The organism is Streptomyces marianii, from assembly GCF_005795905.1.
Classification (GTDB): domain Bacteria; phylum Actinomycetota; class Actinomycetes; order Streptomycetales; family Streptomycetaceae; genus Streptomyces; species Streptomyces marianii.
Genome location: NZ_VAWE01000001.1, coordinates 8,035,283 through 8,051,710, shown reverse-complemented (window position 1 = coordinate 8,051,710; position 16,428 = coordinate 8,035,283). Strand labels below are relative to the sequence as shown.

At 72.2% G+C, this 16,428-nt stretch carries 12 protein-coding genes; 3 read left to right on the top strand and 9 right to left on the bottom strand.

The window, feature by feature from the left end; all coding sequences use genetic code 11:
• Positions 1–183: 183 nt before the first annotated feature.
• Positions 184–528 (bottom strand): hypothetical protein, encoded by a 345-nt coding sequence (locus FEF34_RS36305; RefSeq protein WP_138056953.1) that lies wholly within the window; start codon positions 526–528, stop codon positions 184–186.
• A gap of 401 nt (positions 529–929) precedes the next feature.
• The gene (locus FEF34_RS36300; RefSeq protein ID WP_138056952.1) at positions 930–2,978 is read right to left on the bottom strand and encodes a transglycosylase domain-containing protein; all 2,049 of its coding nucleotides are present in this window, start codon (positions 2,976–2,978) and stop codon (positions 930–932) included.
• 358 nt (positions 2,979–3,336) lie between these two features.
• Between FEF34_RS36300 and FEF34_RS36295 the strand changes: the two genes are divergently transcribed.
• From FEF34_RS36295 to FEF34_RS44390, 3 genes are all read left to right on the top strand, one after another.
• Positions 3,337–4,914, top strand: coding sequence for a glutamate synthase subunit beta (locus tag FEF34_RS36295; protein ID WP_138056951.1), 1,578 nt, complete (start codon positions 3,337–3,339; stop codon positions 4,912–4,914).
• Positions 4,915–5,369: 455 nt separating this feature from the next.
• Positions 5,370–6,731, top strand: a complete 1,362-nt coding sequence (locus tag FEF34_RS36290) for an FAD-dependent oxidoreductase (RefSeq protein WP_138056950.1) — start codon at positions 5,370–5,372, stop codon at positions 6,729–6,731.
• Positions 6,617–7,210, top strand: a complete 594-nt coding sequence (locus FEF34_RS44390; protein ID WP_138056949.1) for a TRIC cation channel family protein — start codon at positions 6,617–6,619, stop codon at positions 7,208–7,210. The genes FEF34_RS36290 and FEF34_RS44390 overlap by 115 nt, the downstream gene beginning before the upstream one ends.
• Here the strand turns inward: FEF34_RS44390 and FEF34_RS36280 are convergent.
• The 7 genes from FEF34_RS36280 to FEF34_RS36250 all read right to left on the bottom strand — a co-directional run bounded on the left by FEF34_RS36280 (position 7,119) and on the right by FEF34_RS36250 (position 16,369).
• The gene (locus tag FEF34_RS36280) at positions 7,119–8,699 is read right to left on the bottom strand and encodes an MFS transporter (RefSeq protein ID WP_171053226.1); all 1,581 of its coding nucleotides are present in this window, start codon (positions 8,697–8,699) and stop codon (positions 7,119–7,121) included. The genes FEF34_RS44390 and FEF34_RS36280 overlap by 92 nt on opposite strands.
• A gap of 701 nt (positions 8,700–9,400) precedes the next feature.
• Positions 9,401–10,810 (bottom strand): aldehyde dehydrogenase family protein, encoded by a 1,410-nt coding sequence (locus tag FEF34_RS36275; protein ID WP_407698328.1) that lies wholly within the window; start codon positions 10,808–10,810, stop codon positions 9,401–9,403.
• Positions 10,803–12,125: a flavin monoamine oxidase family protein gene (locus FEF34_RS36270; RefSeq protein WP_138056947.1), complete on the bottom strand. Its 1,323-nt coding sequence runs from the start codon at positions 12,123–12,125 to the stop codon at positions 10,803–10,805. The genes FEF34_RS36275 and FEF34_RS36270 overlap by 8 nt, the downstream gene beginning before the upstream one ends.
• Positions 12,126–12,192: 67 nt before the next feature.
• A complete protein-coding gene (locus FEF34_RS36265) occupies positions 12,193–13,317 on the bottom strand; it encodes an ABC transporter ATP-binding protein (RefSeq protein WP_138056946.1) in 1,125 nt (374 codons plus the stop codon).
• A 4-nt stretch (positions 13,318–13,321) separates the two neighbouring features.
• Positions 13,322–14,266, bottom strand: a complete 945-nt coding sequence (locus FEF34_RS36260; RefSeq protein ID WP_138056945.1) for an ABC transporter permease — start codon at positions 14,264–14,266, stop codon at positions 13,322–13,324.
• On the bottom strand, positions 14,263–15,180 hold the full coding sequence (locus FEF34_RS36255) for an ABC transporter permease (protein ID WP_138056944.1): 918 nt from the start codon (positions 15,178–15,180) through the stop codon (positions 14,263–14,265). The genes FEF34_RS36260 and FEF34_RS36255 overlap by 4 nt, the downstream gene beginning before the upstream one ends.
• Position 15,181: 1 nt before the next feature.
• On the bottom strand, positions 15,182–16,369 hold the full coding sequence (locus FEF34_RS36250; RefSeq protein ID WP_234042735.1) for a polyamine ABC transporter substrate-binding protein: 1,188 nt from the start codon (positions 16,367–16,369) through the stop codon (positions 15,182–15,184).
• Between the last annotated feature and the right edge of the window lie 59 nt (positions 16,370–16,428).

Sequence of the window (16,428 nt, the reverse complement as noted above, 5' to 3'; positions counted from 1 at the left end):
AAGGCACCGCACGGCCCCTCCCCCGCCGGGCGCCGCCCCGACCGCCCCCGGGGCCCGGGCAGCGAGTGGCCCGGGACGGACGTACGCCCACGGCCGCCGTGGCGGTCGTGGGCGTACGTCCACGGTGCTCCGGCACCGGTTCCCGGTCCTTCGCACTCGGGAGCGGCCGGTCGCGCCGGGCGGTCAACTGGCGCGGGCCGGCCTCGGGCCGGGGACGGTGATCCAGTGCAGGATGGTCTCCACCGTCCGGTCGTCGAGCGCGCTGAGGATGTTGATCGCGTCCAGGTCGCCCGGCAGCGGCGCGACGCCGTTGGCGGTCAGAGCCGAGTGCAGGTCCAGTCGCCGTCGGTCGTGCGCCGCGAGCGGGATGGGCAGCCGCTCCCGCGGAGCGGGCGGCAGGAGTTCGTCCCCGTCACCCGCCATCGCGGGGTACAGCGCGTCGATGTCACGCGCACCGGGGACCCGGTACGGGTCGGCACCCGTCCCCGACAGCACCGACGACAGCGAAAGAAGGGGCTCAGCGGTCATGGAAGCCTCCAGTGGTTGCGTCACTGACACCACTGAGGGCGCTCCCCGGCCGCGCGGCGGTTCCTGCTCGTCCCGCACATCACCCGTACGCCGCCAAAACCACGTCATCACACGATCTCCCGCGCGATGGACCCGACGGATCGCTGCACCCCGTATCCGACCTGCGCATACACCACGCCCCAGAGGGTGCCCGGACTGTCAAGCCACGCGTTCCCGGACGTGTTCCCGCGCGCTCTCCGCAGCTTCACTCGGGAGTGGGCCGCTGACGCGGCCGTGCGCAGATGGGAGCGACCATGGACACCCGAGTGCCCGGCCACGACCGCCCCGGCTGCTGATCGAGGGGCTGTGCCACCCGCGGACGGCACCCGCTGCTCCTGAGGCCCCGACCGCACGGCGGCCCCCTACTCCGGCGACGGGGTCGTGGGTGCCGCCTCCAGGGCCGCGTCGCCGGGCCGGGGCGGCGCGATCTTCCGCAAGGGGTCGGAGGTCATGTAGTCCGCCCAGATCCGGGCCGGGAAGACGCTGCCGCGCACCGTTTTCTCACCGCCGGTGCCGGCCATGGTGAGAAGCGCCTTTCCCGGCTGGGAACGGAACATCGTCACGGCCGTGGACAGGTTCCCGGTGTATCCGGCGAACCATGCCGCGCGCTGGGTGTCGCTGCGCCCCGTGGCCGCCCCGGCGAACCGGCCGAGGGCGCTGATGGCGGGCGCCGCCGGAGTGCCGAACGCGGTGTCCTCCAGCACGGAGGTGACGTCGAGGGCGACTTCGGGGTTCATGACGCGGCGTGACGCGGGCCGTGCGAGGCCGGCGACCGGGTCGTCCCCGCGGAGCACCTTGGTGACGGAGTACGGCTCGTGCCGTACGCCCTCGCCGGCGAAGGTCGCGTACGAGCTCGCCACCCGGATGGCACTGGGCGAGGAGGTGCCGAGTGGGAACTCGCGGGAGCGGGGCGCCATGCTGTCCCGGAGCATACCCGCCCCCACGGCCATGTCCTCGACCCGTGCCAGTCCGATGGCCGAACCGAGGCGTTCGAAGGGGGCGTTGACGCCGGCAGCCATCGCCTTGCGCAGGGTCAGCAGGCCGCGGGAGCGGTCCAGTGGGGACACGAACGCGCGGTCCTGCCGTACCGGCGAGAGACCCGCGGTCAGCCGGCCGGACTCGTCGAAGGCGCTCTCGGTGGAAACGGCCTGCACGGAGCCGTCGCCGGCCACGGCACCGTGCTGGAGCGCGGCGGCGAGGACGAACGGCTTGAAGACCGAGCCTGCGGGCACCCCGGAGGTGTCGGCGTTGTTGGTGAAGTGCGAGGTGGCGTCGGGGCCGCCGTAGAGGGCGATGATCGCGCCGTCGTCGGGCCGCACCGAGGCGGCGCCGACCTGCACATGGCGGTCCTCCTCACGGGCCTTCGGGTCGATGTTCCGCTTGAGTACGCCCTGGACGGAACGTTCGAGCTGCTTGACGGCCGCCCGGTCGAACGTGGTGTGGATCCGGTAGCCGCCGCGGTCCAGGTCGGCGTCGGTGAGGTTCGTCCGCTTCTTGACGTAGCGCTTGGCGATGTCGACGAGATAGCCGGTCTGTCCGCTCAGATTGGTCGACTTGGACTGAGGGCGGGGCGCCGGGAACACCTTGTACCGCGCCCGCTCCCCCGCGCTCATCATGCCCAGCTCGACCTGGCGGTCCAGGATCCAGGACCAGCGCTCCACGGCGCGCTTGTGCCGGCTCGCGCCCAGCGCCGGGTCGTAGTCGTTGCCGCCTTTCAACAGGGCCGCGAGGTAAGCACCCTGACTGGGGTTCAGTTTTTCGGCGCTGATGCCGTAGTACGCGTTGGAGGCGGCCTGGATCCCGTAGGCGCCGCGTCCGAACCAGCTGGTGTTCAGGTACCCCTGGAGGATGTCGTCCTTGGTCTTGCGGCTGTCGAGCTTCAGGGCGATGCAGAACTCCTGCACCTTGCGGGACAGGGTCTGCTCCTGCGAGAGGTAGGTGTTCTTCACGTACTGCTGGGTGATGGTGGAGCCGCCCTGGGTCTCCTGGCCCCGTGCCATGTTCGCGACGGCTCGGGCGAGACCGGAGACCGAGACGCCGGAGTCCTCGTAGAAGCGGGCGTTCTCGGCCGCGATGGCGGCGTTGCGGACGGAGACGGGGATCCGCGACAGCGGGAGGTTCTGCCGGTTCACCGCGCCGACGCTCACCATCTGGGTGCCGTCGGACCAGTAGTAGACGTTGGCCTCCTGGCGCGCCGCCGCGTTCTCGCTCGGAATGTCGACGTAGGCGTAGACGGCGGCGAAGAGCGCCAGCAGCCCGACGACCACGGTCGAGAAGGCGCCCAGGAGCAGTTTCCAGGAGGGGAGCCAGCGCCGGAAACCCCGTCTGCCGCGGCGCGGGTAGTCGATCCGGCGGCGGCTCGGCGCGCTCCGCCGGAGGCGCGAGCGGGACTGCTGGGCTTCTTCGCTCATCTGCGGCTGCTCCTCGGTCGGGCCCCGCGCGCACACCCCCGCGGCACGCGGTCTCACCGAGCAATACGCCGTGCGCGGCCCCGGCGTTGCCCGGCGGCGCTGTGAAGGACGGCACGCCTCGTGAGGGGAACCCCGGGGCCGGATTCCGCCTCGCGGCGCTACCGGCGGGTCACTTCCAGGGGAGCGGCAGCACCGCCGGTGCCCCAGCGGTGCGGGGTGGAGCTGCGGTACGCGTGGGGACGGTGGGCCGCGGACGTGCGGCGCCGGGTACCGCTCAAGCCATGACAAGCATGGACGAACCAGGCGTAGGCTGGTCGGAACGTCGCAGTGCAGGGCGAGTGGACGACGGAGGCGGCGCATGACCGACCCACGCGGCTTCCTCAGGATCCCCCGGCGGCCCGTCCCGCCGCGCCCCGTCGAGGAGCGCCTGGACGACTGGCGGGAGGTCTACGCCGGGCAGGCGCTGCTCCCGCTCGTGTCCGAGCAGGCCCTGCGCTGCATGGACTGCGGCATCCCGTTCTGCCACAGCGGCTGCCCGCTGGGCAATCTCATCCCGGAGTGGAACGCGTACGCCTCGCGCGGCGACTGGCAGGCCGCGGCGGAACGGCTGCACGCGACGAACAACTTCCCCGAGTTCACCGGGAGGCTGTGTCCGGCGCCGTGCGAGGACGCGTGCGTCCTGGCGATCAACACCGACCCGGTGACGATCAAGAACGTCGAGCAGACCATCGCCGACGAGGCGTGGGAGCGCGGGTACGCGCCGCCGCAGCCGCCGCAGCGACTGAGCGGCCGGACCGTCGCCGTCGTCGGGTCCGGTCCGGCGGGACTGGCGGCGGCGCAGCAGCTGACCCGCACGGGCCATACCGTGGTCGTCTACGAGCGCGACGACCGGCTGGGCGGCCTGCTCCGCTACGGCATTCCCGAGTTCAAGATGGAGAAGAGCCATCTCGACCGCCGCATCGACCAGATGCGTGAGGAGGGGACCAAGTTCCGGACGGGCGTGGACGTCGGCGGTGAGCTGGACGCCGCCGAGCTCAGACGGCGCCATGACGCGCTGATCGTCGCGGTGGGCGCCACGGAGCGGCGCGAGCTGCCCGTGCGGGGCCGCGAGCTGTACGGCATCCACCAGGCCATGGACTATCTGACGTACGCGAACCGCGTCCAGGAGGGGGACTACGCCGCTCCCCCGGTGACCGCCGAGGACAAGCACGCCGTGATCGTCGGGGGCGGGGACACCGGCTCCGACTGCCTCGGCACCGTCCTGCGCCAGGGCGCGCTCTCCGCGGTTCAGTTGGACATCAATCCGGAGCCCGGGGAGACCAGGCCGCACGCGCAGCCGTGGCCCGTGACGCATCCGAAGGTGTACCGGATATCCCACGCCCATGCGGAGGCACGCGGCCGCGAAGGGATCGATCCCCGGCTGTTCTCCTCGGCGACCCTTCACTTCGAAGGCGATACGGCGGGGCATGTGCGCCGGCTGTGCCTGACGGAGGTGGAGCCGGCGGCGAGGAGTCCGCTGCCGGGGACCGAACGGGTCCTGCCGGCGGAGCTGGTGCTGATCGCCCTGGGCTTCTCCGGGCCCGAGCAGGGCTCGGGCCTGATGGAGCAGCTGGGGCTGACCGTGGACGGCCGGGGCAACTTCGCAAGGGGCGCTGACTTCGGCGCCCTGCCGGCACGTCCGCCGGACCGGGACACCGCCGGCGGAGAGGACTCCCCGACCGGTGCGGACGCCTCGTCCGGACGGGCCGGGCGAGCGGGAGGGCGCCCGCGGACGGAGGGGGTGTTCATCGCCGGCGACGCGGGACGCGGGCAGTCACTGGTGGTCTGGGCCATCGCGGAGGGACGGGCGGCCGCGGCGGCGGCGGACCGCTATCTCACCGGCTCCACGGTGCTGCCGTCGCCGATCGCACCGTGGGACCGCCCCCTGGTCGCCTGAGCAGCGGCACCCGGACCGGAGGGGCCGTGGGGCCGGGCCCGGGTCGCCCGAGGGCGGGGCGCACGGACGGTCTCCCAGAGGCGTCCGCACCAGCCCCGGGCGGCCGGTCAGCGGTCGATCCCCTCGCCGATGTACCGCCGGCGAGCGCGGCCACGGCGGCCGGCGCGGGTCGAAGAGGCGCCTGAGGCGGGCGGTCGCGGTGCCCGCGCGGTGCCGGAAGTCACCCGGCCACCATGACGGTGATCAGTCAAGACGCCCCGGAGGCACGGGACACCGGCCAGGCGATCCCGGCCACGCGATCCCGGCCGGGAAGGGCGCGCACTCATCAGCAACGACTTTGGGAACTCATAAGCCCGGCTTATGGGGTCATAAATTAGGGCCCCCTTACCTGACCAGGTCATCCGGGTGAGAGAGTGATCGGCGAGACCGTCGTTGCCGTTCGAAGGGAAACCGTCATGCCTCGCCCCCTGCGGGTAGCTGTCGTCGGAGCCGGACCCGCGGGGATCTACGCCGCCGACGCCCTGCTGAAGTCCGAGGCCGCCACCGACCCCGGTGTGTCCATCGACCTCTTCGAGCGACTGCCGGCCCCGTTCGGGCTGATCAGGTACGGGGTGGCACCTGACCACCCGCGGATCAAGGGCATCATCACCGCCCTCCACCAGGTGCTCGACAAGCCGCAGATCCGGGTGTTCGGCAACGTCGACTACCCGGGTGACATCGGCCTCGACGACCTCCGCGCCTTCTACGACGCGGTCGTCTTCTCGACGGGTGCCAACGCCGACCGGGCGCTCGACATACCCGGCATCGGCCTCGACGGCTCGTACGGCGCGGCCGACTTCGTGTCCTGGTACGACGGCCACCCGGACGTGGCGCGCAGCTGGCCGCTGGAGGCCGAGAAGGTGGCGGTGCTCGGCGTCGGCAACGTCGCGCTCGACGTGGCGCGCGTCCTCGCCAAGACCGCCGACGAACTGCTGCCCACGGAGATCCCGCCGAACGTGTACGACGGGCTGGCCGGGAACAGGGCCCGCGAAGTGCACGTGTTCGGGCGCCGCGGCCCCGCGCAGGCGAAGTTCAGCCCCATGGAGCTGCGCGAACTCGACCACTCCCCCAGCATCGAGGTCATCGTCAACCCCGAGGACATCGACTACGACGAGGGCTCCATCGCCACGCGCCGTGCCAGCAAGCAGGCGGACATGGTCGCGAAGACGCTGGAGAACTGGGCGATCCGGGACGTCGGCGACCGGCCGCACAAGCTGTTCCTCCACTTCTTCGAGTCCCCGGTCGAGGTCGTGGGCGAGGACGGCAGGGTGACGGGGCTGCGCACCGAGCGGACGGCGCTCGACGGCAGCGGGAACGTCACCGGCACGGGCGAGTTCCACGACTGGGACGTCCAGGCGGTGTACCGCGCGGTCGGCTACCTCTCCGAGGAGGTCGCCAAGCTGCCCTTCGACCTCGCCGGCGGCACCGTGCCGCACGAGGCGGGCCGGGTCGTCGAGGCCGGGAAGCACCTGCGGTCGACGTACGTCACCGGCTGGATCAAGCGCGGGCCCGTAGGCCTCATCGGCCACACCAAGGGCGACGCCAACGAGACGGTGGCGAGCCTCCTCGACGACCACGCCAACGACCGTCTGCACACGCCGTCGGCGCCGGACCCCGAGGCGGTCGTCGCCTTCCTGGAGGACCGGAACGTCCGGTACACCACGTGGGACGGCTGGTACCGGCTGGACCAGGCCGAGCGCGCACTGGGCGAGCCCCAGGGCCGCGAGCGGGTGAAGATCGTGGACCGCGAGGGGATGCTCCGCGCGAGCGGCGCCTGACGGACGGACGGGGCGTACGGCCCGGTGCCCCACCGATCAACCGCATCGGCGGAGCGGTCCAGGTCGTGGACGCCGCCGGGCTCGGGCCGTTCAGCGCCTCCGGCACCGTCACGGCCGCGGGGTGGGGCTTCGAGCCGTTCCACGCCGCCGCCGTCGGGGGCGCGACGGCCGTGGGCGGCGGCGTGCTGCGGAGCCTGCTCGCCTGGCGGTCCCCTCGCTGCTGCGCCGCGACCGCGGGAATGTACCCGATGCCCACCGTGCTCGCCGCGGGGACGGCGGCCGTCCTGCCGCAGTCAGCCCTGCTCGGACCGATCAGCAGCGCCGCCGCCGTGTTCGCCACCTTCGTTCTCCGGCTGCCGGCGCTGCGCCACCGCTGGAGGGGCCCGCTCACCCGGGGGAGCGAGTGGCCGGCGCCGGCCCGTCCGGAGGCGCCGCGCTTCGGACGAGGCCGCCCACCAGGGCGAGCAGGACTGCACTGACCAGAATCAGACCTCCCAGCGTCAGCAGGCTGACCTCGAGCGCGGTTACGAACGCGCTGTCGGCGGCCGCCCCGACCCGCTCGTGCGCGGCGCCGGGAAGCCGGGCGAGCAGTTCCTGCCGCTCCTCCTCACGCGAGAGGACGGTGTCCAGGGTGCGCTGCTCCCGCGGGGTGAAGTCGTCGCCGTCACCGGCGGCCGAGGCCAGCAGGTCGTTGCGCTCGTCCCACTCGGCCGTGGTGAACAGCGCGTTCAGCAGGGCCAGTCCCACGGCCGCGCCGATCTGACGGCTCTGCACGGACAGGCTCGCGGCCACGCCTCGCGCCGAGCCGGGCACGGATGCCATGATCAGGGCGGTCGCCGCAGGGTAGACCAGCGGCGGCGCGAGACCGAACACCAGCAGGGCCGGGACGAGCAGGGTGCCGTGGCGGTTCGCCACCCCGTAGGTCAGCCACAGCAGGCAGCAGCCGAGCACCGCCAGACCCGTGAGGATGAGCCGTCGACCGTACCCCTGGTCGGTGAGCCGTCCGACGAGCGGCGACAGCACGACCGTGCCGACGCTGGACGCCGTGAGGAGCAGTCCGGTGCGCAGGGCGCCGAGATCCAGCACGTGCTGCAGATAGAGCGTCACATAGACGGCGACGCCGAGCGAGGTGCACTGCACCAGGGCCAGGGCGGTCATCGGGACGGAAACCGCCGGCGAACGCAGCGGGCGCAGGTCCAGCAGCGGTTCGGCGCTCCGCAGCTCCACCACGACGAAGAGGGCGAGCAGCACGGCGCCCGTGACGAGCGGCAGCAGGGTGCCCGGCGAGGCGAAGCCCAGATCGGAGGAACGCTCGCAGGCGAGGACGACGAGGGTGAGACCGGCGGCGATGAGCACCGCGCCCGGCACGTCCATGGACGTCCCGGCGGGCCCCCGGCTCTCCACGAGGTGCCTGCGGGCCGTGACGACGACCATCGCGCTCAGTGGGACGCAGGCGGCGAACGCCCAACGCCAGCTGCCGAACTCCACGAGCAGCGCGATGCCCAGGGGTACGGCCACGCCGAAGAAGCTGGTGAAGGCCGTCTGCACCCCGATGGCCCAGCCGTGCCGCCGCTCGGGCAGCGCGGCGGTCAGATTGGCGAGTGCGAGCGGCACGGCCAGGGCGACACCGAGTCCCTGCACACCGCGTGCCGCCAGCAGCACGAGCCCGCCGGGCGCGGCCGCGCACAGCGCCGAGCCGATCCCGAAGCAGACCATGCCCAGCAGGAACACCCGGCGCCGCCCCAGCACATCGCCGAGCCGCCCGCTGATCAGCGCTACGGCGCACAGCGGGAGCAGGGCGGCGACGACGACCCAGTGCAGGGTGGAACCGTCCAGCCCGAAGTCCCGCTGGATCCGGGGCAGGGCGATGATGACGCTCGTCAGGCTGGAGAACAGCAGCACGCTCGCGGTGACGGTGGCGATCATTGCGGCGCGCTGCTGCGGCGTCAGTTCCCCGAGGGTGCCCACCCGGACCACTGTTCCGCGTCGGGGCGTGGACGGCATCCGGCCCCGGGCCGCAGGAGTGGCGCACGAGGACGGAGCGCCGGGGGTGAGCGGGCGGCTCAGCCCGGTGAAGAGCTCCTCGTGCTCTGGCAGGTGCGTCGGGACGAACCGCGCGTGGCCGAGCCGGGGCCGAACGCCGGGCCGGTGACGTCGGCATCCAGCGCGGTGAGTCCCGGGGGCGGCCGGGCCGCGAGGAACCGGACGTCCCGGCCCGCGGCGAGTACCGACCGCGCTCCCGCCCGGTGCGGCAGGCCGCGCGCCGCGGTTCCCCTACCGGCTCCGATGTCGTGGCGGTGCCGGTCCGGCCCTGCGCCGAGGGCCGTCAGACGGGCCGGGGTCGTCTCGTCGTACGCGAGGGCGCCCAGGTCGATCCGGTCGTCCCCACCCGTCTGCCCGGGAGGGAGGACCTCCGCGCGGTAGCGCCCGTCGTCAGCGTGTCGCGGCCGGCGGCACCACCGTGCCCGGGGCGTGGCGCGGCCGGACGGCGAGCGCCGCGGTGTCGGTCACGGTCATGGAGGGGGCCCGCTCGTCGTGCGGGGGACGGCTCCGGGGCGGCCGTGCCGCGTGCCGCCCCGGAGGCGCTCCTCCCGGCCGTCCCGCCGTCCCGCCGTCCGGCCGAGACGCGCCGCGTACGGGGCCGACCGGCCCACGCACCGCCATACGGGTCACAGCATCACGTGCTTGACCTGCGTGTAGTCGAGCAGACCGGCCAGGGACAGATCGCTTCCGTAGCCCGAGTGCTTGACGCCGCCGTGCGGCATCTCCGAGACGGTGGTCCCGTGGGTGTTGACCCAGACGATCCCGGTGTGGAGCGCGCGGGTCGCGCGCATGGCCCGCTCGTGGTCCGTGGTCCAGACACCGGCGGCGAGCCCCAGCCGCACACCGTTGGCGAGCCGGAACGCCTCGGCCTCGTCGGTGAAGCGCTGCACCGTGACGACCGGACCGAACACCTCCTCCTGGACGATCTCGTCGTCCTGATGGACTCCGGTGACCACGGTGGCCTCGTGGTAGTAACCGGGCCGCAGGGCGCGTGAGCCGCCAGCGACGATCCCCGCACGGGCCGGCAGACGCTCCAGCAGTCCTTCGACCGAGGCGAGTTGGGCGGCGTTGTTGAGGGGGCCGAAGTCGGCCGCCGGGCGATGCTTCTCCGCCTGCGCCGCGAACGCCGCGAGAAAGGCGTCGTGGACGGCGGTGTGCACCAGGATGCGGGCGGGGGCCGTGCAGTCCTGGCCCGCGTTGTAGTAGGCGACGGCGGCGAGTTCGGCGGCGGTGGTCTCGATGTCGGCGTCGTCGTGGACGATGACGGGGGCGTTGCCGCCGAGTTCCAGGTGGACGCGTTTGAGGTCGGCCGCCGCGGCGGCGGCGATCTCCCGGCCCGCGCGGACACTGCCGGTGACGGCGACCAGCCGGACGGCGGGCTGCTGGACGAGCGAGCGGCCGGTGTCGCGGTCGCCGCAGACGACGTTGAGGACTCCGGGCGGCAGGTGTTCGGCGGCGAGCCGGGCGAGCAGGGCGGACGACGAGGGCGTGGTGTCGGCGGGTTTGAGGACCGTGGTGTTCCCGGCGGCGATCGCGGGGGCGATCTTCCACACGGCCATCATCAGCGGGTAGTTCCACGGTGTGATCTGGGCGCAGACGCCGACCGGTTCGCGCCGGAGCAGGGAGGTCCGCCCCTCGGTGTACTCGCCGGCGGCGGCTCCCGGCAGGTTCCGGGCGGCGCCCGCGAAGTAGCGCACGGTGTCGACGGCGGCGGGCAGTTCGTCGGCCAGGAAGAGGGCCGCGGGCTTTCCGGTGTCCGCGGTCTCGGCGGCCACGAGCCCGTCCGCGTGGTCCTCCATGGCGTCGGCGATGCGCAGCAGGGCGCGCTGCCGTTCGGCCGGGGTGGTCAGGGACCAGCGGTCGAACGCGGCCGCCGCGGCGGCGCAGGCGGCGTCGGTGTCGGCCGCGCCGGACAGCGGTGCGGTGCCCCTGGCCAGACCGCTGGTGGGGTCGACGAGCTGGGTCGTGGCACCGCAGGCGGCGGGAACGTCGGCTCCCCCGACGTGGTTGAGGACGGTCACGGGTTCGTCAGCCACGGCGCAGTGCCTCCTTCGCGGCCGCGCGGCCGGTGCGCACCGCGCCTTCCATGTAGCCGGCGACCCACTGGTCGGATCCGCAGACGTAGAAGGGCGGTTCGTGGGTGCCGTGCCGGGGGCCGACGGCCGTCACGTCACCGGGTACCCACTGGGTGACGTATCCGAGGGTCCAGGGATCGGTGCCCCACATCCGGACGTGGGTGCTCAGTGGGGCGAGGGCCTCCTCGCCGTAGAGGCGGGCGACGTCGGCGAGCAGTTCCCGGGTGCGCAGGGCACCGGGTATGCCGAGGAGCACGCCGTACCGTTCGGGGGGTACGAGGGCGGAGAGGACGCCCTCGTTCTGCGGCCAGGTGGAGCCGAGCACGCCTTCGCACTCGGAGAGCCCGTTGAGGTCGCTTTCGCGCCAGAAGGGTTTGGCGTAGGCGGCGGTGAACTTGGCGGCGACGGCCTGGCGCTGCCGGTGCAGTGAGGCGAGTCGTTCGTCGGAGACGCCGCTGACGGCGACCGCGCGCAGCGGGCCCACGGGGAGGGCGCTGACGACGGCGCCCGCGGTGAGCGTCTCGCCACCGGCGAGCCGTACGGAGCAGCCGCCGGGGCGTACGGCGAGCCGGTCCACGGGTGCGCCGGTACGGACGCGGGGGCCGAGGTCCCGCGCCATGCGGAGGGCGACGGTGGCGGAGCCCTCCGCGACCCGCAGTCCTTCCCAGTCCTCGTAGTCGTAGTGTTCGCCTGCGTCGCCGCCGGGGACGGCGGCGTGCTTGCGCAGGGCCGACAGCAGCGAGGTCCGCTCGTACGAGCCGCTCGCGAGGGCGAGCTGCCCGATCTCCCACAGGCGGACGACGGCCGGACCCGCCCCTTCGGATCGGAGCCAGTCGGCGACCGACAGCGCGTCGAGGGCGGCGGCGTCGGGGTGGGACCAGGGGTCGTCCGGGTCGACGCCTTCGGCGAGGGCGGTGAAGGCGGCGGTGACGCGCCGGTGGCGGGCGTCGTCGCCGGGCCCGAACCAGTGGGGCGGGTCTCCCGCGGAGACGCCCTCCGGGGTGGCCCTGGCCATGCGGCCGGGTTCGGCGACATAGCTGGGGACCAGGGTCAGTCCGAGTTCCTCGGCGAGTTCGCGGTAGGCGGTGTGTGCGCGGCCGACGACCTCTCCGCCCAGTTGGACGAGCCGGCCGTCGGGGAGCGTGGTCTGCTCGACGCGTCCGCCGACGCGGTCCCGGGCCTCCAGGACGAGTACGTCGGCGCCGCCGGCCGCCAGGTCCCGTGCGGCGGCGAGACCGGCGAGACCGGCGCCGAGCACGATGACGTCGTGGTTCATGGGCGTTGGTTCCTTCGCTGGATGGGGCGCCGGCCACTGCCGGAGGGAGCGGCAGGGGCGGCTGGGGTCAGTCCAGGACGAGGCAGTGTTCGGGCTTCCAGCCGAACTCGACGCGTTCTCCCCCGGTCCAGCGGTCCTCCATCCGGGAGCGGGCGGTGTTCTGCTCCAGTACGGAGAGCGTGATGCCGGGGACGAGCTCGATGTGGTAGGTGGTGGTGGCGCCCGAGTAGACGGTCTCGCGGATGACGCCGGTGGCCAGGGCCATGCCCGGTTCGAAGTCGGACAGCCAGATCTTCTCGGGGCGGATGGAGAGGCTGACGCGGCTGCCGTCGGCGATGCCGGCCCGGGTGCCGACGGGCAGCGCGGGTCCGTCGTCGACGACGATCTCGCCGGCGCGATAGGTGCCCGGGACAAGGTTGGAGGTGCCCATGAAGGACGCGACGAAGCTGCCGGTCGGGCGCTCGTAGACGTCCTCGGGGGTTCCGCACTGTTCGACGTGTCCCTCGTTCATCACCGCGACCCGGTCGGACATGGTCAGCGCCTCGTCCTGGTCGTGGGTGACGAAGACGAAGGTGATGCCGACCTCGCGCTGGATCTGCTTGAGCTCGACCTGCATCCGGCGGCGGAGCTTGAGGTCGAGGGCCGCGAGCGGCTCGTCGAGGAGCAGCACCTGCGGGCGGTTGACCAGGGCGCGGGCGAGGGCGACGCGCTGGCGCTGGCCGCCGGAGAGCGTCCGGGGTTTGCGGTCGCCGAGACCGTCGAGCTGGACCCGCTCCAGCATGGTGCCGACCCGCTCCCGGATCTCGGCGCGTCCGACGCCCCTGCGCTTGAGGCCGAAGGCCACGTTGTCCGCGACCGAGAGGTGGTCGAACAGGGCGTAGCTCTGGAAGACGGTGTTGACGTCGCGCTTGTTCGGCGGGAGGGCGGTGACGTCCTCGCCGCCGAGCAGGACGGTGCCGTCGGTGGGGTCGGTGAAGCCGCCGATCATCCGGAGCGTGGTGGTCTTGCCGCAGCCGGAGGGGCCGAGGAGCGAGAAGAACTCACCGGGGGCGATGTCCAGGGAGAGCTCGTGCACGGCGTAGGAGTCGCCGTAGCTCTTGCTGATCCCGTCGAGCCGGACGGCGGGGGCGGGGTCCCCCGTCGCCGCGGTGGTGGAGGTGTCGGTGGGGTTCGAGGAGGCGGTGGGCGTCACGGTGTCACTTCCCGGAGAGCAGATCGAGGCCGCCGCGACGACCGAACAGGCGCGGGATGAAGAGGGCGAGGACGATGAGGAGGATCGAGCCGACGAGCATCAGGGTGCCCACCGCGTTGATGGTGGGCTGTACCCCGAAGCGGATCGCCGAGTAGATCCGCACGGACAGCGGCTGCGGGTCGACGCCGGTGGTGAAGTAGGCGAGGACGAAGTCGTCGAAGACCAGGGCGAAGATCAGGACCCCCGAGGCCAGGATGCTGGGCAGCAGCGCGGGCAGGGTGACCAGCCGCAGGGCCTGCCAGCGGGTGGCGCCCAGGTCCATCGCCGCCTCCTCGGTCTCCGGGTTGAGTGCGGCGATCCGGGAGCGCAGGACGACCGTCACGTAGGAGATGGAGAACGTGATCTCGGCGAGCATCACCGTCGTGGTGGACAGGGTGATGCCCATGCCCTTGAAGAGCAGCATGGCCGCGACCCCGGTGACGATCTCGGGAGTGATCAGGGGGATGAGCATGATCAGTCCGGCGAGGGAACCGAGCCGGCTTCGGCAGCGCACCAGTCCGAGGGCCAGCGTCACCCCCAGCACCAGCGAGCCCGCCATGGCCACCAGCGAGACCCGCAGGCTCATGTCGAGCGACTCGAGCAGACTGTCGTCGCGGAGGAAGGCCCCGTACCACCGGAGGCTGAAGTCCTTGAACACCGTGAGGGACTTCTGGGAGTTGAAGGAGAAGAGGGCGACGACGCCGATCGGCAGATAGAGCAGCCCGAAGAAGGCGGCGGTCACGGCGATGGCGAAGCGCGGCTTGCGTTCGTTGCCGCGGCGCCCCCGGCGCGGGGCCGGGCGGGAACGCTCCCCGGTGCCCGGGCGGGTGCCGCGCTTGCGGGGGCCGGGCGTACGCACCGTCCCGGCCGCGGGACGGGGCTTCGGCTTGAGGGCAGGGCGGAGTGTCATCGGGCCGCCTCCGCCTGGTCCGTCTCGTCCTTGCGGGCCCGCCGGAGATAGCCGAGCATCCCGATGAACAGCACGGCCATCATCAGCATGGTGAGCGCTGAGCCCAGCGGCCAGTTCTGGCCCTGGAAGAACTTGTCCTGGATCAGGTTGCCGATCATGATCTGGTCGGGACCTCCCATCAGCTGGGCACTGACGAAGTCGCCCATGGCGGGCAGGAAGACGAGGACGCAGCCGGCCGCCGCGCCCTGCCGGGTGGCCGGCAGGGTGACGTGGAAGAAGGTCCGCAGCGGTCCGCCGTAGAGATCGCGACCGGCTTCGATCAGCGAGATGTCCATCCGTTCGAGCGCCGCGTACAGCGGGATGATCATGAACACGATGAAGCCGTAGACGAGTCCGGCGATGACGCCCGCGCCCGTCTGGAGGATCCTGGTGCCGCCGTCGGCGATCCCGATCCCGCGCAGCGCCTTCAGCAGGGGTCCGTCGTCGGAGAGGACGACGGACCAGCCGTACATCCGGACCAGGTAGTTCGCGAAGAACGGTACGACGATGGCGGCGATCAGGACGTTCTTGAACCGTCCGCCGTGCAGGGCGATGACATAGGCCACCGGGTAGGCCACGACCAGGCAGATCAGGCAGGTCAGCAGGGCGTAGCCGAGCGAGCGGACCAGCACGGAGCGGTAGGCGGGATCGGCCAGCGCCGCGAAGTTCTCGAAGTTGAGGCCGAACTGCGGATTGCCGAGCGCATCGGTGGTGCCGAGCGCGAGGGTCGCGACCAGCAGGAGCGAGGCGACGAGGAACGTGGCCATCCAGAGGGTGCCGGGCACCATCAGCCAGGCCCACAGCCGGTTGCTCCTCGCGGAGGGGCCCGGCTTCCCGGACGTCCGGGTTCTCAGGCCGGGGGTGTGCGGTGCCATCTCATCCCGCCTTCACGCGGGTCCAGGCGCTGTCGCGTGCCTGCTCACCCTTCGTGGTCCCGTTGCGGAAGTAGAGGTCGTCCTTGAGGTCCTCCGCGGAGACCAGGCACTCGGGGAAGGGCTCGACGAGTGCGGCGTAGGTGTCCTCGCTGCCGCCGACCGGCATCGGGTAGCCGAGGTACTCGATGTTCTTCTTCACGTTCTCCGGCCGGAGCATGTAGTCGATGAAGAGCATCGCGGTACCGGGATGGCGGGCGTTGGAGGGGATGGCGTAACAGTCCGAGTTGACCGGGGCGCCTTCCTTGGCGATCTCGAAGCCGAAGACCGAGGGGTCCTTGGCCTGGCTCAGCATGGCGGCCATGTCCCCGCTCCAGGCCTGGGTCATGGCCGCGTTGCCGTTGAGCAGGTTGTTGTAGCTGTCGCTGGAGAAGCCGCGCAGACGGGGGCGGAGGGAGAGCAGGGTCTCGGTGATGCGCCCGAGGTCGTCCACGTCCGTGGTGGAGACGTCGAGGCCGAGCTTGAGTGCGGCGAAGCCGAGGACCTCGTCCCGGTCGTCGAGTACGAAGACCCGGCCCTTGGCGCGGGCGTTCCACAGGTCGTCCCAGGAGCCGCCGAGATCGTCGCCGATCTTGTCCTTCCGCCAGCCGATCCCGGTCTTGTACATGGTGAACGGCAGGGTGTGCCGGGAATCGGAGTCGTACCAGGGGTCCGCGAAGTAGGCGTACTGCCCGAGGATCGACTCGGCGTTCTTGAGCTTGCCGTGGTCGATCCGGTGCAGCCGGTTACCGGCGGCCAGCCGCTGGGCCCATTTGGCCGTGGGGAAGATGATGTCGTAGCGGTTGCCGGCGTTGAGCTTGGCGACCATGCCTTCCATCGAGTCGAAGTTCGACTGGATGACCTTGACGCCGTACTCACCCTCGAATCCGGCGAGGACGGCGGGATCGACGAAGTCGGCCCAGTTGAAGTAGACCAGGTCGCCGTCGACCTTGACGTCGATCGATTCCTGGCTGTCGCTGTCGGCCGTGGGACCGGACGACAGGAATCCGCATCCCGCAGTGGTCAGACCGAGGCCGAGACCGGCGGCCGTGGCGGCGCCGGCGCGCAGGAGGGAGCGGCGGGACAGGGGGGTCGGGACGGTGAGCTGGGGCTGGGACGAGGGTGCCTCGGGGGACATCGGGGTCCTCTCCATGGGGCCGTACGGTGACGGACACTGCTGCGGGTGCGGTCGCGGGTGCACGGTGCTCTGGT

Coding starts and splice junctions, on each gene's coding strand:
- FEF34_RS36290 (WP_138056950.1), top strand. CDS start 5,370: ATGCCTCGCCCCCTGCGGGTAGCTGTCGTCGGAGCCGGACCCGCGGGG.
- FEF34_RS36250 (WP_234042735.1), bottom strand. CDS start 16,369: ATGGAGAGGACCCCGATGTCCCCCGAGGCACCCTCGTCCCAGCCCCAG.
- FEF34_RS36255 (WP_138056944.1), bottom strand. CDS start 15,180: ATGGCACCGCACACCCCCGGCCTGAGAACCCGGACGTCCGGGAAGCCG.
- FEF34_RS36295 (WP_138056951.1), top strand. CDS start 3,337: ATGACCGACCCACGCGGCTTCCTCAGGATCCCCCGGCGGCCCGTCCCG.
- FEF34_RS36260 (WP_138056945.1), bottom strand. CDS start 14,266: ATGACACTCCGCCCTGCCCTCAAGCCGAAGCCCCGTCCCGCGGCCGGG.
- FEF34_RS36305 (WP_138056953.1), bottom strand. CDS start 528: ATGACCGCTGAGCCCCTTCTTTCGCTGTCGTCGGTGCTGTCGGGGACG.
- FEF34_RS36300 (WP_138056952.1), bottom strand. CDS start 2,978: ATGAGCGAAGAAGCCCAGCAGTCCCGCTCGCGCCTCCGGCGGAGCGCG.
- FEF34_RS36270 (WP_138056947.1), bottom strand. CDS start 12,125: ATGAACCACGACGTCATCGTGCTCGGCGCCGGTCTCGCCGGTCTCGCC.